Raw genomic sequence first — 20535 nt, 5'->3', positions numbered from 1 at the left:
TATGCAAGAATCCCTAAAATTAAGCGAATTTCTCGGACTTATAAAAAGTACCATAGAAATGGGCTTTGGCTATGATGGCTATTGGGTGCGAGCTGAACTATCTGAATGGCGAAAATCTGGCAAGCACTATTATGGTGAGCTTATAGAGCATGATGGTATAAGTAGATATCCAGTTGCAAAAGCTAGATGTAATTGTTGGGCAAATAAAGCTGACTATATTCATCGTAAGTTCTTTAGCACGACAGGTGAGAGTCTTCGCTCAGATATGAAGGTAATGCTAAAAGTCGCTGTTAGCTACCATGTGAGTTTTGGGCTTAGTCTTAATGTGATAGATATTGAACCTGCATTCACTCTAGGAGATAGACAGGCTCGTAAGCTTGAGATACTCGAAACTCTTACAACTAAAAACATCATCAATAAAAATAAATCTTTAGCTCTACCAAGTGACTTTACAAGAGTTGCTGTAGTTACAAGTACAACAGCTGCAGGTAAGGGTGATTTTTTTGAAGAAGCAGATAAACTACAAGGTTTAAATCTATGTAAATTTGATATTTTTGAAGCTAAAATGCAAGGGCAAGATTGTGCAGTATCAGTAGCAAGAGCTTTTGATAATATTGCTAATAAGGCTGATAAATATGATGCTATAGTGCTTATTCGTGGGGGTGGTTCACAGGCTGATTTGGATTGGTTTAATAACATCTTACCTGCTGAAAGTATTTGCAATAGTGAAATAGCTGTAATGGTTGGTATAGGCCATGAACGAGATAGCACAGTTTTAGATGAGATTTGTACTAAGAAGTTTGACACTCCATCAAAAGTAATAAATTTCATCACAAATTCAATAATTGATAATGCTACAAATGCAAGCCATAACTATAAAGCAATTGTGAATATAACTAGAAACCTAGCAAAGCAAACTAATGCAAATCTTGAAAGTATTTATAAGGATTTTAAGGTAACGCTAGGAAATTATTTACAAAACATAGATTATCAAGTTGAGCATAGTTATAAAAATACAAAATCTATAGCAAGTAGTAGCTTGAAACTCTATGAGAAAGCTATAGAAGGACAATACACTAGCATTATTACTGCGGGTAAAAACTCAATTAAGTACTACAGTCATAGTATTGAAGAATGCTTTAAAAATACAAATACAATATCAAAAAATATGCTTAGTCATTATACGCAAACTAGTGAGTATTTGTACAGACAGATATTATCAGTATCAGTAGAGCCTACTTTAAATAGAGGTTTTAGCATTACAAAATCTAAAGATGGTAAGTATATAACTACAAAAGAGCAAGCAGAAAAACATTCAAATTTAAACATAGTCTACAGTGATGGACAACTAAGCGTCGAGGTAAAAAAATAATGGCAACTCAAAGTAAAAAATTCGCAAAAAATTATGAAATCTTAGAAGAGATAAATGAAAAGCTACAAGATAGTCAAGATAACCCAGCACTACTTGATGAACTAGCTCCGATGCTAGAGCAGGCTTCAAAATCCTACAAAATATGCAAAGAAAGAATAGCTGCAGCTCAGAAGTTTATAGATGAGTTTGAGGGTGAGGTTTAAAGATAAATTTTATAATAAGAGTATAGAGTAAATGAATGAAAAGCCATGGGAATATAAAAATATAATATCAGCTGATCACGCTGCTGAAATTATTAATGCAAACATACCTAATATTGAAATTAATGATATTAAACTACTAGGAGAAGGGTGGGACAATACTACATGGCTTATTAATAACAATTTATGTTTTAGGTTTCCCAAACATGAGGAAGCTGCAATATTATTATCAAATGAAATAAACATATTGTCAAAATGCATTAGATCAAAATACATTAGAGTTCCTTACCCAAAATATATATGCTTATCACCAAAATTATTTGAATATAACTTTTATGCTCATGACTATGTATCTGGGTTGACTGCTGATAATTCTAAATTAAACCGTAACGATAGGATAAATATAGCAAAGAATTTGGCATTTTTTTTAAAAGAATTACATAGTTTTCCTATAGATAAATGTGTTGAATTGGGTATAAAAAAAGATCAAAGTGATAGGCTAGATTTTAAACGTAGATATTTAGAGTTTAAGGAGCGTATAGACTATTTACTAGAAAATAATTTACTAGAAGATTGTTCTAAAATTGAACATTTTTATAACGATAATATGAATATTAGTATCCCTGATACTGTTAGATTATGCCACGGAGATTTATATGCAAAGCATTTAATTATAGATAATAAGAATTTATATGGTGTTATAGACTGGGGAGACTCTAAGCTTATTCATCCAGCCATAGACCTGGCCATTGTATATCAATACCTCCCTAAAGAGGCACACTTAATATTCTGGAATGTTTACGGAGAAGTTGAAGATAATATTCATATTATTGCTATACTTAGAGCGATATATAGTTCTGTTACGATAACTTGGTATGCACATCAAGTTGGTGATATATCTCTTTTAAATGAAGGAATTCTAAGTTTAAAAATGATAAGTCAGCTAATATAATGATTCCATTAGAGATAAGAAATCTAAAAAATTCAGAAATTGATAAATTCTTAAAAGATATGAAAAATATCCCTGAAATATCTGATCTACTTGTGCTCAACGATTATCAAAGACAAGGCATTGGTGAAAGATTAATTTCTTATAATGAGAAAAAAGCTAATAATTTAGGATATCGTTATATTGGCTTGGGTGTCGGATTGTATGAAGATTATAAGCCCGCATGTAAACTTTATAACAAGCTAAACTATAAATTGGATGGGCAAGGGATATATTCAAATTATAAAAAAGTTATTCCAGGTGAAACGGTTATTATCGGTGATGACCTAATTATTTGGCTTGTAAAAGAATTGGAGTGAATTTGTAATGAAGTATCAAGATGTTACATTAAAGCTAGCAGATAAACTTATAAAAAATCAATTCCCTGAATATTCACATTTAGGACTTAAATCTGTAGAAAAACAAGGGCATGATAACAGAACCTATAAAATTGGCAATGATTTACTAATTCGCTTACCAACAGCAGAAAGTTATGCTTTAAAAGTACCTTTAGAGCAAGATCTATTACCAAAATTAGCAAAATATATAACCACTTCAATACCTACACCTATCAAGATGGGGGTACCATCTGATGACTATCCACACCCATTTTCTATATACAGATGGCTTGATGGTCGCAGTGCCAATAATATAACTCTTGATGGGCAATCATTAGAAAAACTAGCTTTTAAGCTAGCAACTTTTTTGAAAGAACTACAAGCCATTACTGATCTAGAAGGCCCAGGACCTGGTCAGCATAATTACTGGCGAGGCGATCATATTAGTGTTTATGATTCTGGGGCTCGCAAACAAATTGCTAATTTAGCAGATGTCATAGATAGTAACAGTGCTTTAAAACTCTGGGAAAGAGCCTGTGGGACTAAATGGAACAAAGCACCTATCTGGATCCATGGTGATTTTGCAGTTGGCAACATACTCATCAAAGATGATAAATTATCAGGTGTAATTGATTTTGGTTGCACTGCTATGGGCGATCCTGCTTGTGATCTTGTTATTGCTTGGACATTATTTGAAGGAGAATCTCGGAGAATATTTATAAGAGAAATGGATCACAGTAATGATACTTGGCTTAGAGCACGAGCTTGGACACTGTGGAAAGCGACATTTGAACTTTGCAATATTGAAGATAAAAATAGTCCGGTAGCCAGAGTGCAAATGAAAATTATTGATCAGGTTATAAACTGATGGGGTTATCAGCTTAATAGGTATCATAAATTCATGAATTTAATATAAACATTTAAAACTTTTATTTATAAAGGGCGCTGTATATATTTTAAATTAAAGTTTTTTTATATATTTCCTAAAAATCTTTAGGCTTAGTTAACTTCTTCAAGTAGTCAAACGAGTAGCTATACTCAAACTTTTTCTTTTTAGAGCCCATATCTTTCTTTGTACCATCTAAAGAAATGCTCGCTATCAAACCAGCTTGGACTTCGACTATTAGTTCTTGATTATCTTTAGTATATGTTTTTGTGAAAGGTAACGTTTTACCAAATCGCCAGTCCCAACTTCTAAGTGTTGATATTTCTTTATCTATAAGCTCTTTGTTATGTAGAGGTGTATCTTCATCTATAAGACTCAGCTCAATAGAATCAAAATTTCTCATAAATGAACGCGTAATATCTTGAGTTTGCATATCTGAGATAATTTCAGATAAATTAAGTACTTTAGAGCGATGAGACTTTACTCCCTTAGTATCTAGTGAATTATCAATAGGTTGATGAAGATAATCGTAAAGTTTAGTAGTATCTGTATGTATCAACAGTGTGCCATGATGAAATGCTCGATCTTTCTTCTCTCTAAAAGCACTACCAGAAACCTTATACGTAAAATTTTCATGATCTACTACAACATCATTTCTTTCATTAGGATATAAGTTCAACTCAAGCTTATTTACTACCGAACAGACTAAATCAAGATTAGATTTCACATCGTGCTGATCTTTTGGAGAGATAATAGTATAGTTCAAATTACCATAATCATGGTATACAGTACCTCCACCACTTTGTCTTCTAACAACAGGAATATTGTCTTTATCCATAGCTTTTAAATTACACTCTAACCAAGGATTTTGAGCTCTACCAATAACTACACAAGGAGCATTTTGCCATAAAAATAATATTTTCTCATCCTTAAGCTGTTCAAGAAAAAGCCAGTTTTCAAGTGCTAAATTAAAATATACGTTATTACTAAGTGATACATAAATCTTCATGAATTATAAAATATAATATTGTTTGCTTAATAAGTATAAGGTTTTATTACAGCTATAAAAGTGTTTTATGATATAATTTTGCTTTATCAAACATATAGTATAAAAGACTAAATGCCTTCTATAAAAGAAACTTTAGAAATTATAAAAAGAGGGGCTGATGAAGTCCTTATTGAAGCTGAGCTTATAAAAAAGCTTGAGAAGAATAAACCTCTAATCATAAAATTTGGTTGCGACCCTACAGCTCCTGATATTCACTTAGGACATACTGTAGTTATCAATAAACTTAAGCAGCTTCAAGATTTAGGTCATGAAATACATTTCTTGATAGGTGATTTTACCGCGCAAATTGGTGATCCTACTGGTAAGAATACAACTAGACCGCCACTTACTGCTGAGGAAGTAGCATCTAATGCTGAAACCTATACAACACAAGTTTTTAAAATTCTTGATAAAGAAAAAACTATCGTGCGTAGAAATGGTGACTGGTTCAACGAGATGTCTGCTTCAGATATGATCAAACTTGCCTCAAACTCTACAGTAGCCAGAATGCTTGAGAGAGATGATTTTTCTAAGCGTTACAAGGGTGGGCAATCTATCTCAATACATGAATTTTTGTATCCGCTAGTACAAGGTTATGATTCTGTTGCCATGAATGCAGATATTGAGCTTGGTGGCACAGACCAAAAATTTAATCTTCTTATGGGCAGAGAGCTTCAAAAACAAAATAATCAAGAAGCACAGATCATAATCACAATGCCTCTTTTAGAAGGTCTTGATGGCGTTAAAAAAATGTCCAAATCAAGCCAGAACTATATAGGTATTGAAGAACCTGCTAATGAAATATTTGGCAAAATCATGTCTATATCTGATGAGTTGATGTGGCGTTATTATGAGCTTTTAAGTTTTAAATCTTTAGAAACTATAGCTAAACTAAAAACTGATGTTGAAAATGGTAAAAACCCTCGTGATATCAAAATTGAATTAGCTCAAGAATTAATCGAAAGATTTCACTCAAAAGAAGAGGCTGAAAAAGCATATCAAGATTTTGTACAAAGATTTCAAAAAAATCAGATACCAGATGACATAAATACTGTAGAATTAAATACAGGTGAATTACCAATAGCAAATTTGCTAAAAGAAGCAGGTCTTGTAGCTAGTACTTCTGAAGCAAACCGTATGATTAAACAGGGTGCTGTTAAAATTGATGGTGAAAAGTTAGTGGATACTAAAGCATTATTTGGGCAGGGAACAGAAAATGTTTTTCAAGTTGGTAAACGAAAGTTTGCAAAGATTGTTATAAAATAAAGGAGTTTTAGAATGGATAAGTTTCTATCAATATTTTTCGGAGTTTTAATAATAGTAAGTATTATTACTATCTTTATTAATTTATTCCCCATTGCATTGAAGGTATGTATAGTTTCAGCGATTATAAGTGGTGCTATATATGTTGTTTTAAAATTGATTGAGAAATATAGCAATTAATCTCTTCTAAAAGGTATAATGTTATATGTTAGCAGTAGTAACTTTTAGAGGTATATTATGAAAAAAACTATTTTAGTCTCGGCAGGATTACTAAGTTGTGTGATGAGTTATGCATTTATGCGACCAGCAGATCCTTATGCTATGTATAACGGCCCAGAAGTTTCTGAAGAAAGAGCAGAAGGTTCTGCTTATGTACCACCAGATAGAGAGTTCATAAACTCACAACGTGGTGAATATATTGACTCAAGAAATAATGAGTTTAGACCAGATCAAGATGCTCAAAGATTGTTTTGGGCAAATAACTAAAAATAAAGTAATTATTTAATGTTTGTATAATCAACAAACCATAACTAGTTCATCAAAAAGCTAAGGTATGTTTAGAATGTGCCTAACATCAGTGTATAATATTTACTCAAATTAAAAAAAATTCATAAATCATGCAAAAATGGCATCAGATCGAATTTATAGTAGACAATAAACAATTAGAAACTATAGAAGAATATCTCTTTGAAAACTCAGCTGGATCGATTACAAATACCGAACACTCCGATAATGAATCTAAGCTTACAGTATTATATGAGTTTAAATATGATATTGAGCAAATTCTTAAAAATTTAACTAAAGATATAAGCACTGTTACACAAGATCAAATAAACTATGAGATTATAGAAGATCAGCAATGGGAAGCAGCTTGGTTATATGACTATGAGCCAATCGAAATTGGTAAAAATATAGTCGTTTATCCAAATTGGCGAGAGCCTCCGACTGATACTCTAAAGACATATATCATTGTAGATCCTAGTATAGCATTTGGCTGTGGTAATCATGAAACTACTAAGATGTGCTTAGAATGGCTTGAAGAAAATGTATCTAAAAACACTACAGTTTTAGACTATGGCTGTGGTACTGGTGTACTTGCTATTGGTGCTATAAAGCTAGGTGCTAAGTATGCTGAAGGCATAGATATTGATCCTAACTCTATCGAATCATCACAAAAAAATGCTCTAGAAAATAATGTAGCAGATAAAACTCACTTTAGTGATAACTCTCCGACTCAAAAATTTGATTTGGTGGTAGCAAATATATTTTCAAATATACTCATAAGCTTAGTGGAGAATATAGCTGGTAGTCTAAAACAGGGTGGTAAATTAGCACTATCAGGGATCATAGAAAATCAAGTCGATGAAGTTCAAGAAGTATTTAAAGAGCATGATGTAGTATTTTCAAAGCCTAAGCAAATGGGGCAATGGTTTATGATTGATGGTGTAAAAAAGACTTAAAGATCATATAAATAAAGAGCCATACTTGAGTAAAGTAAAATAAATTCCTGTGAAAAATTAGTGATGCAAAAAGCTTTTAAGCTTGCTACTACACCACATTTTATGTATGTTGTTTACATTTAAAATACATAATAATATTTGCTATGAAAAGAACTATGCTAAAATCAAAAATTCATATGGCTACTATCACAGAAGCTAACCTAAACTACTATGGATCTATAAGTATTGATAAAGACTTATGTGAGCAAGCAGACCTTCTACCTTTTGAGAAAGTTGAGATTTATAACTGCAACAATGGTAGTAGGTTTGCAACTTATGTAATACTTGGTGAAAAAGGTGAGATGTGTGTAAATGGTGCAGCTGCAAGACATGTACAAAAAGGTGATGTTATTATAGTAGCGTCTTATGCGTCATATAAAGCTAAAGCATTAGAAAATCATAATCCTAAACTAGTTTTTGTTGATGAAGCTAATGAAATAAAAGAAATTAAAGGTTATATAGACTCTTCAATAAATAAAAAAGCTAGTTAATATGCAACAATCATTAAGCTATCTATTTATAGGTAATGGCAGGCTAGCCAGTCATATGGCACATTATTTTAGTCTTCAAAACTTGATTTTCGAAACTTGGTCTCGTAAAGATAATTCAATCGAAGACTTAAATAACAAAGTAAAAAAAGCCAATCGTATTTTACTTCTGATTAATGATAATGCTATTGAAGCATTTGCTAATAAGTATTTAAGTGAAATCATAAAGCACCCTAATAGCGACAAACTAGCCATACATTGTTCAGGCTCTTTAGCATCTAAGGGAATAATTGGGGTTCATCCGTTACAAAGCTTCACAAAAGAAGCCAAATACTCTCTCAATGAGTATAGAAAAATATGTTTTTTCTATGATAACAATGAGTTACAACTATCATTTAATGATATATTTCCTGATTTATCTAACCCCAACTACCCTATAGATACTAGTAAAAAGGCTTACTATCATGCTTTGTGTGTAGGTGCTAATAATTTTACCACCATACTATGGCAAGCATTTGCAGAGCGGATGATGAAAGAGTTTGATGTTCCTTTTGATAAAGTACATTACTATCTAGAAACAACTACAAATAATATCCAAAATGATGTGTTCTCAGCCTTAACTGGACCATTTATAAGAAATGATACTAAGACAATTGAAACGAACTTAAATAGTCTTAATAATGATGACTTCAAGTTAATTTATAAAGCATTTTTAGATTTTTATAATCTAGAAAACCAAACTAAAAAGTAATTAGGATACGATTATGAAAATACATGATTTTCAAAAGTTCAAAGCAGAAAAAAGAAAAATAAATTTTGTGACATGCTATGACTATAGTTTTGCTAAGATTTTTGAGACTACAGATGTAGACTGCTTATTAGTAGGTGATAGTCTAGCAATGACTATGCATGGAGAACAAGATACACTTTGTGCTGATATCGAGATGATGGCTTTGCACACTAAAGCGGTAGCTAATGGTGTTAATAAAAAGTTTGTAGTTGCTGATCTGCCTTTTATGTCATACCGAGGATCTTTAGACTTATTAAACACGGCTACTATGAAGCTGATGCAAGCTGGAGCAAATGCTATAAAACTTGAAGGTGTCGAAGGCAATGAAGAATATATAAATCACCTTGTGCATTCTGGTGTACCTGTAATGGGGCATATTGGATTAACACCACAATTTGTAAATACACTGGGTGGCTATAGAGTTCAAGGCAAGACAAAAGAAAGTGCCAATATATTACTTGATCAAGCTAAAAGATTAGAAAAAGCAGGGTGTTTTAGCATAGTACTAGAGTGTGTACCAACAGATGTTGCTGAAAGAATTACTAAAGAGTTAACAATAGCTACTATTGGTATAGGTGCTGGTAATAAAACAGATGGCCAAGTTTTAGTTCTACAAGATTTGCTTGGTTTAAATATGGATTTCCTACCTAAATTTGTAAAAAAATATATGCAAGGAGAAAGTCAGGTCAAAACTGCTATAAACAAATTTTGTGAAGAGGTAAAATCCGGAGTTTTTCCATGTTCTAAACATAGTTTTGAAACTACGATACCTACGGATAAGAGTAAAAAAGCTATAAAAGTTTTCGAATCTATTAATGATATTCAAGATTATCTAAGAAACATTAATAGGGATTTTCATGTAGGATTCGTACCAACAATGGGCAATCTCCACGAAGGACATGGTTCACTTCTTAAAGAAAGTATAAGAGACAATGATATTACTGTATTAAGTATATTTGTAAACCCTACACAGTTTAATAATAAAGATGATCTCAATAACTACCCTAAAACACTAAAAAATGATTTAGAGCTTGCTGAGCAGTTAGGAGTTGACTGTGTATTTTTACCTTCTTCTGAAAACATGTACCATGAAAATTTAGATTTTCGTATAACTTGTACATCAAATTTTGCAACAGAGTGTGAAGGTGGTAGAAAAGGGCATTTTGATGGAATGCTTACAGTAGTGATGAAATTACTAAATATTATAAAACCTAAGAATGCTTATTTTGGAGAAAAAGATTTCCAACAGTTGAAATTGATACAAGAAATGGTTTCAGCTTTTTTCCTAGATGTAAATATCATCCCATGTAAAACAGTTCGTTTAGGCTCCGGCTTAGCTATGAGCTCTCGTAACAATAGACTATCAAACGAAGGTGTTGAACTAGCAAGCAAAGTGTCTAATATCATTCACTCAGAAAAAAATGCAGATATTGCAACCCAAAAGGTTAATGAACTTACATCTAATGTTGAGATTATATATATAAATGATATAGGTGGTAGAAGACTATATGCCTTTATGATAGAAAAAATTCGTTTGATTGATAATTTTGCTCTAAATTAATTATAAAAATAACTCCATTTGTTTATCATCAGTCTCACCAAGCCGTACACCAATACCCATAAGTCGAATAGGGTAATTTTGTTTTTCATATAATTGAGCAATCAAATTTTCAAAGAGTTTGATGTTTTGGCTTTTTGATATACGATTTATGCTAGTTTTATTAAACTTATTATCTGTAAATTTAACTATAACACCTACAATTTGCTTAGCGTATTCGGGGGTTAATCTTTTAGTAAGTTTCTCATATAGCTCAGGAAGTTTTTTTAAGCACTCATCCAAAGTCTGTAAATCCTGCTGATATGTATTTTCAACACTTACAGATTTACGAATACGAATAGGGTTTACAGCTCGATCATCTATCCCTCTAGAATAGTTATATAGATTATTACCAAATTTACCAAATTTTTCTATCAATGTGTTTAAGTTAAGTTTTTGAAGTTCAGAGCATGTTTCAACACCTAGATTTTTTAATTTCTCTTGAGAGACTTTACCCACTCCAAAAAGCTTTTTTACAGGCAAGTCCTTTACAAAATCATCTAAATTATCAGGTGTAATTACGCAGATTCCATTTGGTTTATTTATATCACTTGCGATTTTTGCGATTAATTTGTTTGGAGCAACTCCAGCAGAACCAGTTAATCCAGTTTTTTGATATATTTTCTGTTGGATAGCTTTTGCAATTAAAGTAGCGCTATTTTTATATAGTGATACATCAGTGACATCAAGATACGCTTCATCAAGAGATAATGGCTCAACTTTATCTGTAAAAGAATAAAAAACTTCTTTTATAAGTTTTGAAGCGGAGATATATTTAGCAAAATCTGAGTTTAAAAGTATCAAATTTGGGCATTTTTGTAGTGCTATAGAGGTAGGCATTGCAGAATGAACACCATATTTACGAGCGATATAGTTACAAGTTGAGATAACACCTCTCTTAGGATTTGTACTGCCGACAGCAAAAGGCTTATTAGCTAGATTTGGATTAGACTTCTCTTCAACTTGAGCAAAAAAGTAGTCCATATCTATGTGAATTATTTTTCTAATTATACTCATCTGATTTACTGGTAAAACTCAAAAAATGGATCTATATTTGAATCTTCTTGCCAGTTATATTCTACCTCTATGCTTTTTTGTTTAGCTATATCATATCCAAGTAAATCACTGATAAAACCAAAGCTCATGTCCATACCAGCACTAACACCGGAACTTGAGTAAATATTGCCATCTTTTACCCATCTTGCTTTATCCACCCAATTAACATTTGGAGCTATAGATTTAGTCCAAGACATTACTTTTTTATTTGAAGTAGCATTTTTATTATCAAGTAAGCCTGTTTGAGAAAATAACGAAGATCCAGTACAAACAGTAAATATATATTTCGCTTTTACTGCTAGCTTAGAAAGTGTATCTACAAGTTGTTTATCATAAATTAACTCTCGGCTTCCGACGCCTCCTGGCACAAAAAGTATATAACCATTTGAAGTTACACCAGAAAGCTTTTGTGTATCTATTTTTACACCCTGGCTACTTGTAACCACTCCTCCGTCAAGAGAATAATAATCAGGTTTAAAAATATCTTTAAAACTTCCAAGTATTTCTATTGGCCCAAAGACATCTAAGGTTTCAAATTCATTATACAAAACAGTAACTATTTCCATCATTGTTTATGTTTTATTAAACTAATAAATATAGGTTTATTATACTTTAAAATATCTACAAGAGCTTATAGCTTTAATTTTAAATCTCTAAAAAGTGATATAATTAATATAGACTTTATCTTACTAATGAGTAAAATGAATAAACTAGCTTGTAGTACTATATTTTTATTAACAATAACTAGCTCATATAGTTATACATTAAAATGTGAGTCAAAGGAATTTACACAAACTAATCAGTACCAAAAAATATTTCATAATAAAGGGACTTCTTTAACTCAATGGTTAGGCGGAGATAATGATAATTCAATCAAAATTGCTGATAATAAATATATATGGACTTTTGGTGATACTCTTTTAGGTAAATATATACAAAATAAAGATTATAAATACTTCATCCATGACTCAATAGGAATTATGGATACTTCAGACTCTAATGATATTAAAATGTCTTTTAACTTTAAAAAAGATGAATTTGGAAACCCTACAGAGTTTTTTAAGCCGGAGGGTACTACAAAAGATGAGTACTTCTGGATTTTAAGCGGTGCTAAAAGTGATTATAAATTAATGCTTGGCCTTGCAACTATAATAAACACAGATACTTCTTTTGAAATTCTTGATACAGTATATGCTGTAATTGATAACCCAAACGATGCGCCTAATGATTGGAACTATAAACTATATAATATTGATAAGCTGCTTGATTTCAGTGAAGAATTTAGTGAATTAAAATGGAATGTATCTATAGTTAATGGGGCCGATGATTATGTTTATATTTTTGGTATTGATTCAAAAAACTCATTATTATCTAACTTATATGTTGCGAGAATTTCTACCGAGAGTATAAGAAATGCCGACTTTAAAAAGATTGAATTTCTAACTAAAGGAAAAAATAGTTGGCAGAACTATTCTGACAAAACACCTCTCCTAAAAAGTAATTTAAAGTCAATCGAGGGTCTTCCTGCTACTAATGAAGCTAGTTTTTACTATAATGAAAATCATAATAAATGGTATACCGTTTATATTTCTCCATTTAGTTATGATGTGAAATTGCTATCTTCAGATTCTTTATTGGGTGAATGGCAAGATAATGGTGTTATCTATAAAGTTCCAGCTCCATGGAGTACTATAAAACAAAAAGGTAAAAACTTATTTATGAGTTATGCTCCTAAAATTCATCCTGACATTAAGGAATTAAATGAGAGTGATAATACCAACAACTTAAGCTTTGTCTTTGAATATGTCAATAATGTAAATGGATTTGAACTTCCAAATATATGGAATGAGCAAGGACACCAAATAGTTCAGAATTATTCTAATTTTTATATCCCTTTATTTGTTAATGTTAACTGTCAAATACTTGATTAAATAATTTCTATTTCATTCATTTATATTTTTCTATATAGCTTTAATATATAATCTAGCTCTAACTAGTTATAAATACAATAATCAATGATATTCTTCAAAAATGTTTCATACCAAGTAGATGTAAAAGAACTATTCAATGACATCAACTTTTCTATATTTCAAAATCAAAAAATTGGTCTTGTTGGTAAAAACGGTACAGGTAAAACCACTCTTTTCAACCTAATCCAGCGCAATATAGTACCTGATAAAGGTGACCTTGAAATTGCTAAAAATACTCGTATAGTTACCGTTAAGCAAGATGTTGATAATTTTGATGTAAAGGTTATAGACTATGTTGCTAATGGTGTTGCATTTGTAAAAGATCTAAGACAAAAGATGTCTAATGCTTTAGCTACTGAAAACTTTGTTGATTATTCTCATTATCATGAAGAATACGAGTCACTTGGTGGTTATAGTATAGAAGCTCAAGCTGGTAAACTATTATCAGGTTTAGGCTTTAATACTGCTCAACTTGATCAACAAGTTAAAGAGTTATCTGGTGGTTGGCAGATTAGGCTAAACTTAGCACAAGCGTTATTACAAGAGTCAGATATTTTACTGCTTGATGAACCTACAAACCATTTAGATTTAGATGCGGTTTTATGGCTTGAGCAATATTTACAAGAGTATAAAGGCTCTCTACTACTTATTTCACATGATAGAATATTTTTGGATAATGTTGTTAAGCAGATTTTTCATATTGATGAAAGACAAGTAGTTAGCTATACCGGTGATTACTCATCTTTTGAAAAGCAATCGTATGAGCAGAAGATCCTCCAACAGAAAAGCTTTGATAAACAACAAAAGCATATTGATCATTTAGAAAGCTTTATTAATCGGTTTAAAGCAAAAGCATCAAAAGCTAAACAAGCTCAAAGTCGTATGAAAATGCTCGATAAAATCCAAAGAGTTGAGTCTGTTAAATCAGAGTCAGATTTTAGTTTTGAGTTTAAAGAAACTAAAGAGCTTGGTGGTACTTTAGTAAGCTTACAAAATGCTGATTTAGGATATGGAGAGAAAACTATATTACAAAAAATAGGCTTAGGCATCTATAATGATATGCGTATTGGCTTGCTAGGTCTAAATGGTGCTGGTAAGTCAACATTAATCAAGTCACTGATTGGTGAAATTGACATTTTATCTGGAGAGATGGAAAAACATCCCAACCTTAAAGTTGGCTATTTCTCACAACATTCTTTAGATGTGCTAGATATGGATGCATCTCCTTTGTTACAAATGCAAAGATTAGATCCTAAAGCAACTCAGCAAAAACTTAGAACCTTCTTAGGAAGCTTCAACTTTGTTGGTGACAAAGCTCTGGCAAAAACAGGTACATTTTCTGGTGGTGAGAAAGCACGCTTAGCTTTGGCTATGATTGTTTATCAAGAACCTAATTTCTTATTGCTCGATGAACCAACAAACCATTTAGATATAGGTGTTCGAGAAGCTCTTACTGTAGCATTACAAAGTTTTATGGGAGCTATTATACTCGTATCTCATGATAGGTTCTTACTAGAATCAACAGTAGATGAATATATGCTAGTAGGCGAAGGGGCTGTTAAACCTTTTGATGGTGATATGAAAGATTATTATAAATATATTCTTGAGGTCAAAAAAAATGAGAACAGTCCTAAAAAAGCTGTAGTAACTGAAAAAAAAGAAAAAACAAAACTCACTTCAAATCAAAGAAGACAACAAAAACCTATTCAAGATAAAATAAAAAAATTAGAGAGAACTATCGATAAGCTTCAAAAACAAAATTCAGAAATGGAAAAAACACTTGAAGATCAAGAGCTGTATAATGACAAAATTAAACTACAAGAAATTCTCGATAAACATGCTCAGATAAAAACTCAACTAGAAGGAACAGAAGCAGAGTGGCTAGAAAACCTTGAAAAATTAGAGCAATTAAATAACTAACTTCATGCTAATTTATCTAAATAAGCTGTCTATATTTGTTATTTAACATATTTGCTATATCATTGAAGTTATAATACTTACAATCAAAATTAAATGACTATAAATACATATTTTGCAAGCTGTGCAAAAGGTTTAGAAATACTCCTAAAAGAAGAATTAGCAAGACTAGACATTGTAGCTTATGAAAAGCTAGCAGGTGTTGAGTTTGAAGGTACACTTGAACAGGCTTATAAAGCCTGTATACATTCTCGTTTAGCTAGCCAAGTGATGCTAAAAATAGCGACCCAAAAAGTTGAAACACAAGAAGAGCTATATAACTTTATCTCGGATATTCACTGGGATACTTACTTTGATGTAGATAAAAACTTCAAAATAGCAGTATCAGGCAAACATTATGATTTTAACAACACTATGTTTGTTTCACAAAAAACTAAAGACGCTATAGTTGATCAGTTTAGACATAAAACAAATGAACGTCCAAACATTGAGACTGAAAACCCTGATAATATAATTAAACTTCATCTTAATAAGCATTTTGTAAATGTTTTTTTATGTTTAAATATTGATAGTTTACATAAACGCACTTATAGACAACATCAAGCAGAAGCTCCATTGAGAGAGTCGTTAGCTGCTGCTATATTACTAAAAGCAGGGTGGTTAGATGAACTACAAAAAGAGCAGCCGATACTTGTAGATCCGATGTGTGGCTCAGGAACTATACTTATAGAAGCCGCTTTAATAGCAAAAAATATTGCTCCATTATTACTAAATAAATCATTTAAAATATTTGATTCAAAACTTCACAATGAAGAACTTTTTAGCAGTCTAATGCTAGAAGCACAAAAAGCTGTAAAACCTACAAACGCTATTATTCAAGGCTATGATATCGATAATAATGTTTTAGATAAAGCTGAAAAAAATATCTATCAAGCAGATGTTGATGATGTGGTGAATATTAAAAGACAAGATATTCGAGATATTGAAAATGTATTTGAGAGTGCTGGTCTTATAGTTACAAACCCTCCGTACGGTGAAAGACTTTATAGTAATCAAATAGATGAGCTTTTAGATATTTTCAACGCATTTGGTCATACTCTAGGTGAGGATTTTGGTGGCTGGAAAGTCGCAATTTTGACAAGCTTTAGTGATTGTATTAAAGAAATGGAACTTCGCACTACAAAACGAAATAAATTCTACAATGGTGCTATTGAAACTATTCTTTATCAGATAGATATAAATAAACACGCTGTATTTAAACATGAATCTCAGCTTGAGAAAAATATTCGTATTGCAGAAAATGCTGCGGCTAAATCTGATGAACACATAGATTTTGGTAATAAACTTCAAAAAAATCTAAAAAATCTAAAACCATGGCTAAAGCAGACAGGTATAGAATGCTATAGACTTTATGATGCAGATATTCCAACTTTTTCACTTGCTGTAGATATTTATAATGAAAATGTATTTTTACAAGAGTACCGTGCTGATGCGACTATTGATCAAAATATTGCTAAACAAAGATTTTATCAAGCTATTTATCAGATCCATAAAACTTTAGGTATTGCGTATGAAAATATCCATACTAGAGTACGCCAACGCCAGAAAGGTAAAGATCAGTACCAAAAAGAAGATAATCAAAATAATTTCTTCGTAATAAATGAAGTAAATGCACAGTTTTATGTGAATTTTGAAGATTATTTAGATACAGGTATATTTTTAGATCATCGTAAAATTAGACAAATTGTCGCAAAAGAGTCTAAAAACAAATCTCTACTAAATCTCTTTAGTTACACTTGTACTGCTAGTGTTCATGCTGCTTTAAAAGGAGCTAAAACCACTAGTGTAGATATGTCTAACACATACCTAGATTGGGGTAAGAGAAACTTTACTTTAAATAACATTGATGCTTCTAAGCATGAATTTATCCAGTCTGACTGTATAGGGTGGTTAAAATCAAACACTCAAAAATTTGATGTAATTTTCCTAGATCCTCCAACTTTTTCAAATTCAAAAAGAATGGATGACACTCTTGATGTTCAAAGAGATCATGAAATGCTAGTTAATCTTGCTATGAACTCTCTAACAAAAGATGGCGTACTATATTTTTCAAACAATTATCGCCGCTTTAAAATGTCCCAAGAAGTTTTAGATAGATATAATTGTGAAAATATTGATGAAAAATGCTTATCTCGTGATTTTTTATCTAATAAAAATATCCATAATTGCTGGAAGATTAAATACAAATAGTTTGAAGTTACTCTTTTTAGCATCTACAATTACTGACAATATGTATTTACATATTAAAGTTTTAAATCGTAAAAATAGGAGTTATAAAGATGAATGATTTTCAAAAGAAAACATTAGATACATTTAAAAAAGGTGCTTGTAAGACTTGGAAATTTAGTATGCAAAATCTACTATCTAAGATTATATCTTTAATAGTAATAGTTTTAGCAATACTATCTATCGCAGATGGTGGATACTCTCAAGTATTTATTTTAATAGTTGGTGTAGCTTTAATTATCTATATAGTTGGTGCATTTAATAAAGATATAGAAAAAGTTATTGAAGATGAAATTGATGATATCATCTCTACAGATAAAAAAACTAAAAGCGACGATTGAAATAAGGATTAATTCTTACAAATATTTTCTTAACCTTTTAACCAGTCTCTTGGTTTTATGTAATCATAAACTTTAGCTTCATCTGAATTTTCTTCAGGGCGATAATTATATTTCCAAGTTGCCATTGGTGGCATTGATGAGAGTATAGACTCTGTACGACCACCACTTTGCAAGCCAAAAATAGTACCTCTATCTAGCACAAGATTAAACTCTACATATCTACCTCTACGATAAAGCTGAAAATCTTTTTGCTGTTGTGTAAAAGGAGTATTTTTCCTTTTTTCTATAATTGGAATATATGCTTCTACAAATGAGTTTGCACATTCTGTCACAAACTTAAAACATTCTTCAAAAGTTTTATCATTCAAATCATCAAAGAATAATCCTCCAACTCCTCGGCACTCATCGCGATGTGGTAAGTAAAAATAATCATCTGCCCATTTTTTAAATTTAGGATAATAGTCGTTATGATGTTTATCACAAACATCTTTAGCAACTTTGTGCCAGTGTATAACATCTTCTTTATGAGGATAATATGGCGTTAAATCATAGCCTCCACCAAACCACCATATTGGATTATCAGTGTCAGCACCTGCCATAAATAATCTAAAATTAGCATGAGAAGTCGGCACAAAAGGGTTGCGAGGGTGTATAACTAAAGATACTCCAGTTGCGACAAATTTTTTACCCGCAAGCTCTGGGCGTTTGTTTGTTGCAGAAGGAGGTAGGGCAGTTCCATTTACTTTTGAGAAAGCTACCACACCTTTTTCAAAAATTTCACCACCTTCGATTATCATTGAATTACCGTAACCCTTAAGCTTTTGCTCTGGAGTATTTGGCTTTTCCCATTTGTCACTAATAAATCTAGCATCATTAGTTTCACAAGACTCTAGCTTTGAGGTAATAGAAGCTTGTAGTTGATTTAGAAATTTCTCAAATTTGTTAATATTTTGTTGCATAGGTTTACCTTTAATATTATAGATACTTAATACCGATACGGATGTATAAGAATATTATAACTAATTATAAAGAAAAATGTCATCAACTATATAATATCAATCTCAACATAAACATCTTGTAATTCCAACGAAGGTAAGACTTATTTCATTTTTCTAGATGCTTAAAAAGATACCCGTCTGCATGAGTATTTCATTTTTCTTTAGTTTTTATATATTGACTATCTCTATAAGATATACAAAGAGAGATATACTTGTAGACACAAATAAAACTTGCTTTCTAAACCCCTAGCTAGTATAATTTTCTTCGCTCTTTGCTATATACAAATACATATAGCTTATCAGTGTAAAATAGATTAATGATAAACCGTAAGGAGTTTACGAAAAATGAGACATTATGAAATCGTGTTAATGATTCATCCTGATCAATCAGATCAGCTTGATTCTATGCTAGGTAAATACCGTGAAATCATCGAAAGTAACGGTGGTAAAATCCATAGATTCGAAGACTGGGGTCGTCGCCAGTTAGCTTACCCTATAGAGAAGCTTCACAAAGCTCACTACGTTATGTTTAATGTAGAGTGTGGTACTGAATCACTAGAAAAACTACAAACTTCTCTTAAGTATAATGATGCTGTATTGCGTCGTTTAGTACTTTCAAAAGATGAAGCTATTACAGATGCATCTATCATGATGGAAGCTAGTGAAAAAGAAGTTATTTAATAAGGGGATATAAAATGAGTCGTCGTAAAGTTTGCCGTTTTAAAGTAGACGGTGTAAAAGAAATTGATTATAAAGATGTAAGTACTCTAAAAGCGTATATTACTGAAACTGGTAAAATCGTACCTAGTCGTGTAACTGGTACTTCAGCTAAATATCAAAGACAGCTTTCAACAGCTATCAAAAGAGCAAGATTTTTAGCGTTATTACCATACTGTGATCGTCACTTTAACTAATTTCTAGGAGTAGATTACAATGCAAGTTATTTTAAAAGAAAAAGTTGAAAACCTAGGTGTTTTAGGTGATGTAGTTAATGTTAAACCTGGTTATGCTAGAAACTTACTTATCCCTTTCGGTAAGGCTGTTCAAGCTACAGAAGCTAATGTTAAAGTGTTTGAAGCGCAAAAAGCTGATTTAGAAAAAGCTGAAAAAGCTCGTTTTGATGCTGCTAAAGCTACTGCTGAAACTATTAACGAAAAAGAGTTCACTATCCCTGCTAAAGCTGGTGAAGGTGGTAAGCTATTTGGTTCTGTTGGTACAGCTGAAGTTGCAGAAGCAGTTTCTAAAAACAGTGGCGTAGAAGTTTCTAAAAGCCAAGTTCGTATGCCTGAAGGTGTTATCAGAACTACTGGTGAATTTGAACTTACTGTACATGTTTACACTGATGTTGATGCAGACATCAAAGTAAAAGTAGTAGCTGCTGAAGGTTAGTTTTTCTATAAACTGATCAACAAATTTATATCTTAAATTCACAACTTTATATATAATATAAAAACCATGTTAGTAGCATGGTTTTTTTGTATATAAAAAAAGGATTTCT

The 20535-nt window shown here is 31.5% G+C and carries 21 protein-coding genes and 2 pseudogenes; 19 read left to right on the top strand and 4 right to left on the bottom strand.

Annotated elements, in window-relative coordinates:
* Window position 1: 1 nt before the first annotated feature.
* The 5 genes and pseudogenes from xseA (at window position 2) to FLM55_RS00890 (ending at window position 3766) form a co-directional block, all read left to right on the top strand.
* Window positions 2–1388: pseudogene (gene xseA / locus FLM55_RS00910) on the top strand (exodeoxyribonuclease VII large subunit).
* Complete coding sequence (gene xseB / locus FLM55_RS00905) at window positions 1372–1575, top strand: exodeoxyribonuclease VII small subunit (RefSeq protein ID WP_178947587.1); 204 nt, start codon at window positions 1372–1374, stop codon at window positions 1573–1575. Before xseA ends, xseB begins: the two are co-directional and overlap by 17 nt.
* A gap of 31 nt (window positions 1576–1606) precedes the next feature.
* A complete protein-coding gene (locus FLM55_RS00900) occupies window positions 1607–2524 on the top strand; it encodes a phosphotransferase family protein (RefSeq protein WP_178947586.1) in 918 nt (305 codons plus the stop codon).
* Window positions 2524–2880 (top strand): N-acetyltransferase, encoded by a 357-nt coding sequence (locus FLM55_RS00895; RefSeq protein WP_178947585.1) that lies wholly within the window; start codon window positions 2524–2526, stop codon window positions 2878–2880. Before FLM55_RS00900 ends, FLM55_RS00895 begins: the two co-directional genes overlap by 1 nt.
* Before the next feature lie 7 nt (window positions 2881–2887).
* The gene (locus tag FLM55_RS00890) at window positions 2888–3766 is read left to right on the top strand and encodes an aminoglycoside phosphotransferase family protein (protein WP_178947584.1); all 879 of its coding nucleotides are present in this window, start codon (window positions 2888–2890) and stop codon (window positions 3764–3766) included.
* 115 nt (window positions 3767–3881) lie between these two features.
* On the opposite strand, the gene FLM55_RS00885 is transcribed toward FLM55_RS00890, so the two are convergent.
* Window positions 3882–4793, bottom strand: coding sequence for a lipoate--protein ligase (locus FLM55_RS00885; protein WP_178947583.1), 912 nt, complete (start codon window positions 4791–4793; stop codon window positions 3882–3884).
* A 111-nt stretch (window positions 4794–4904) separates the two neighbouring features.
* Here FLM55_RS00885 and tyrS point away from each other — a divergent pair, with 111 nt between their 5' ends.
* The 7 genes and pseudogenes from tyrS to panC all read left to right on the top strand — a co-directional run bounded on the left by tyrS (window position 4905) and on the right by panC (window position 10433).
* On the top strand, window positions 4905–6098 hold the full coding sequence (tyrS, locus tag FLM55_RS00880) for a tyrosine--tRNA ligase (protein WP_178947582.1): 1194 nt from the start codon (window positions 4905–4907) through the stop codon (window positions 6096–6098).
* Window positions 6099–6332: 234 nt separating this feature from the next.
* Entirely contained in the window at window positions 6333–6581 is a 249-nt protein-coding gene (locus FLM55_RS00875; protein ID WP_112870025.1) for a hypothetical protein, read from the top strand.
* A gap of 131 nt (window positions 6582–6712) precedes the next feature.
* Complete coding sequence (gene prmA, locus FLM55_RS00870) at window positions 6713–7555, top strand: 50S ribosomal protein L11 methyltransferase (protein ID WP_178947581.1); 843 nt, start codon at window positions 6713–6715, stop codon at window positions 7553–7555.
* A 155-nt stretch (window positions 7556–7710) separates the two neighbouring features.
* Window positions 7711–8085: an aspartate 1-decarboxylase gene (gene panD / locus FLM55_RS00865; protein ID WP_256868889.1), complete on the top strand. Its 375-nt coding sequence runs from the start codon at window positions 7711–7713 to the stop codon at window positions 8083–8085.
* 1 nt (window position 8086) lies between these two features.
* On the top strand, window positions 8087–8833 hold the full coding sequence (locus FLM55_RS00860) for a DUF2520 domain-containing protein (protein ID WP_178947579.1): 747 nt from the start codon (window positions 8087–8089) through the stop codon (window positions 8831–8833).
* A gap of 13 nt (window positions 8834–8846) precedes the next feature.
* Window positions 8847–9632 (top strand): annotated as a pseudogene (gene panB, locus FLM55_RS09455) (3-methyl-2-oxobutanoate hydroxymethyltransferase); the annotation flags it as partial.
* A 6-nt stretch (window positions 9633–9638) separates the two neighbouring features.
* Complete coding sequence (gene panC / locus FLM55_RS09450; protein ID WP_256868927.1) at window positions 9639–10433, top strand: pantoate--beta-alanine ligase; 795 nt, start codon at window positions 9639–9641, stop codon at window positions 10431–10433.
* Here panC and dinB read toward each other — a convergent pair whose 3' ends face one another.
* Both dinB and FLM55_RS00845 read right to left on the bottom strand, forming a co-directional pair.
* Window positions 10434–11486 carry a DNA polymerase IV gene (gene dinB, locus FLM55_RS00850; RefSeq protein WP_178947577.1) on the bottom strand — a complete coding sequence of 351 codons (1053 nt, stop codon included), beginning with the start codon at window positions 11484–11486 and terminating at the stop codon, window positions 10434–10436. It lies immediately after the preceding gene.
* A gap of 5 nt (window positions 11487–11491) precedes the next feature.
* Window positions 11492–12094 (bottom strand): DJ-1/PfpI family protein, encoded by a 603-nt coding sequence (locus FLM55_RS00845; protein WP_178947576.1) that lies wholly within the window; start codon window positions 12092–12094, stop codon window positions 11492–11494.
* A gap of 132 nt (window positions 12095–12226) precedes the next feature.
* Between FLM55_RS00845 and FLM55_RS00840 the strand changes: the two genes are divergently transcribed.
* The 4 genes from FLM55_RS00840 (at window position 12227) to FLM55_RS00825 (ending at window position 18039) form a co-directional block, all read left to right on the top strand.
* The gene (locus FLM55_RS00840; protein WP_178947575.1) at window positions 12227–13456 is read left to right on the top strand and encodes a DUF4185 domain-containing protein; all 1230 of its coding nucleotides are present in this window, start codon (window positions 12227–12229) and stop codon (window positions 13454–13456) included.
* An 84-nt stretch (window positions 13457–13540) separates the two neighbouring features.
* Window positions 13541–15415: an ABC-F family ATP-binding cassette domain-containing protein gene (locus tag FLM55_RS00835; protein WP_178947574.1), complete on the top strand. Its 1875-nt coding sequence runs from the start codon at window positions 13541–13543 to the stop codon at window positions 15413–15415.
* Window positions 15416–15508: 93 nt separating this feature from the next.
* Window positions 15509–17662, top strand: coding sequence for a bifunctional 23S rRNA (guanine(2069)-N(7))-methyltransferase RlmK/23S rRNA (guanine(2445)-N(2))-methyltransferase RlmL (gene rlmKL, locus FLM55_RS00830; RefSeq protein ID WP_178947573.1), 2154 nt, complete (start codon window positions 15509–15511; stop codon window positions 17660–17662).
* Between the two features lie 89 nt (window positions 17663–17751).
* Window positions 17752–18039: a hypothetical protein gene (locus FLM55_RS00825; RefSeq protein WP_178947572.1), complete on the top strand. Its 288-nt coding sequence runs from the start codon at window positions 17752–17754 to the stop codon at window positions 18037–18039.
* 29 nt (window positions 18040–18068) lie between these two features.
* On the opposite strand, the gene hemF is transcribed toward FLM55_RS00825, so the two are convergent.
* Window positions 18069–18998 (bottom strand): oxygen-dependent coproporphyrinogen oxidase, encoded by a 930-nt coding sequence (hemF, locus tag FLM55_RS00820; protein ID WP_178947571.1) that lies wholly within the window; start codon window positions 18996–18998, stop codon window positions 18069–18071.
* 384 nt (window positions 18999–19382) lie between these two features.
* On the opposite strand from hemF, the gene rpsF reads away from it, so the two are divergent.
* From rpsF to rplI, 3 genes are read left to right on the top strand one after another with little or no spacing between them, the layout of a single operon-like run.
* Window positions 19383–19718, top strand: a complete 336-nt coding sequence (gene rpsF, locus FLM55_RS00815) for a 30S ribosomal protein S6 (protein WP_112870036.1) — start codon at window positions 19383–19385, stop codon at window positions 19716–19718.
* 14 nt (window positions 19719–19732) lie between these two features.
* Window positions 19733–19951 (top strand): 30S ribosomal protein S18, encoded by a 219-nt coding sequence (gene rpsR / locus FLM55_RS00810; protein ID WP_178947570.1) that lies wholly within the window; start codon window positions 19733–19735, stop codon window positions 19949–19951.
* Between the two features lie 19 nt (window positions 19952–19970).
* The gene (gene rplI / locus FLM55_RS00805; RefSeq protein WP_112870038.1) at window positions 19971–20426 is read left to right on the top strand and encodes a 50S ribosomal protein L9; all 456 of its coding nucleotides are present in this window, start codon (window positions 19971–19973) and stop codon (window positions 20424–20426) included.
* Window positions 20427–20535 lie beyond the last annotated feature (109 nt).

The sequence above is a fragment of the Francisella sp. Scap27 genome, from assembly GCF_013394105.1.
GTDB lineage: Bacteria > Pseudomonadota > Gammaproteobacteria > Francisellales > Francisellaceae > Francisella > Francisella adeliensis.
The sequence above is the reverse complement of the archived record's forward strand: the minus strand, read 5'-3'. Positions and strand labels throughout refer to the sequence as shown.

Excerpts from the sequence above, each read along its gene's own strand:
- xseB (WP_178947587.1), top strand. The coding sequence starts at position 1,372 with ATGGCAACTCAAAGTAAAAAATTCGCAAAAAATTATGAAATCTTAGAA.
- FLM55_RS00900 (WP_178947586.1), top strand. The coding sequence starts at position 1,607 with ATGAATGAAAAGCCATGGGAATATAAAAATATAATATCAGCTGATCAC.
- FLM55_RS00895 (WP_178947585.1), top strand. The coding sequence starts at position 2,524 with ATGATTCCATTAGAGATAAGAAATCTAAAAAATTCAGAAATTGATAAA.
- FLM55_RS00890 (WP_178947584.1), top strand. The coding sequence starts at position 2,888 with ATGAAGTATCAAGATGTTACATTAAAGCTAGCAGATAAACTTATAAAA.
- FLM55_RS00885 (WP_178947583.1), bottom strand. The coding sequence starts at position 4,793 with ATGAAGATTTATGTATCACTTAGTAATAACGTATATTTTAATTTAGCA.
- tyrS (WP_178947582.1), top strand. The coding sequence starts at position 4,905 with ATGCCTTCTATAAAAGAAACTTTAGAAATTATAAAAAGAGGGGCTGAT.
- FLM55_RS00875 (WP_112870025.1), top strand. The coding sequence starts at position 6,333 with ATGAAAAAAACTATTTTAGTCTCGGCAGGATTACTAAGTTGTGTGATG.
- prmA (WP_178947581.1), top strand. The coding sequence starts at position 6,713 with ATGCAAAAATGGCATCAGATCGAATTTATAGTAGACAATAAACAATTA.
- panD (WP_256868889.1), top strand. The coding sequence starts at position 7,711 with ATGCTAAAATCAAAAATTCATATGGCTACTATCACAGAAGCTAACCTA.
- FLM55_RS00860 (WP_178947579.1), top strand. The coding sequence starts at position 8,087 with ATGCAACAATCATTAAGCTATCTATTTATAGGTAATGGCAGGCTAGCC.
- dinB (WP_178947577.1), bottom strand. The coding sequence starts at position 11,486 with ATGAGTATAATTAGAAAAATAATTCACATAGATATGGACTACTTTTTT.
- FLM55_RS00845 (WP_178947576.1), bottom strand. The coding sequence starts at position 12,094 with ATGATGGAAATAGTTACTGTTTTGTATAATGAATTTGAAACCTTAGAT.
- FLM55_RS00840 (WP_178947575.1), top strand. The coding sequence starts at position 12,227 with ATGAATAAACTAGCTTGTAGTACTATATTTTTATTAACAATAACTAGC.
- FLM55_RS00835 (WP_178947574.1), top strand. The coding sequence starts at position 13,541 with ATGATATTCTTCAAAAATGTTTCATACCAAGTAGATGTAAAAGAACTA.
- rlmKL (WP_178947573.1), top strand. The coding sequence starts at position 15,509 with ATGACTATAAATACATATTTTGCAAGCTGTGCAAAAGGTTTAGAAATA.
- FLM55_RS00825 (WP_178947572.1), top strand. The coding sequence starts at position 17,752 with ATGAATGATTTTCAAAAGAAAACATTAGATACATTTAAAAAAGGTGCT.
- hemF (WP_178947571.1), bottom strand. The coding sequence starts at position 18,998 with ATGCAACAAAATATTAACAAATTTGAGAAATTTCTAAATCAACTACAA.
- rpsF (WP_112870036.1), top strand. The coding sequence starts at position 19,383 with ATGAGACATTATGAAATCGTGTTAATGATTCATCCTGATCAATCAGAT.
- rpsR (WP_178947570.1), top strand. The coding sequence starts at position 19,733 with ATGAGTCGTCGTAAAGTTTGCCGTTTTAAAGTAGACGGTGTAAAAGAA.
- rplI (WP_112870038.1), top strand. The coding sequence starts at position 19,971 with ATGCAAGTTATTTTAAAAGAAAAAGTTGAAAACCTAGGTGTTTTAGGT.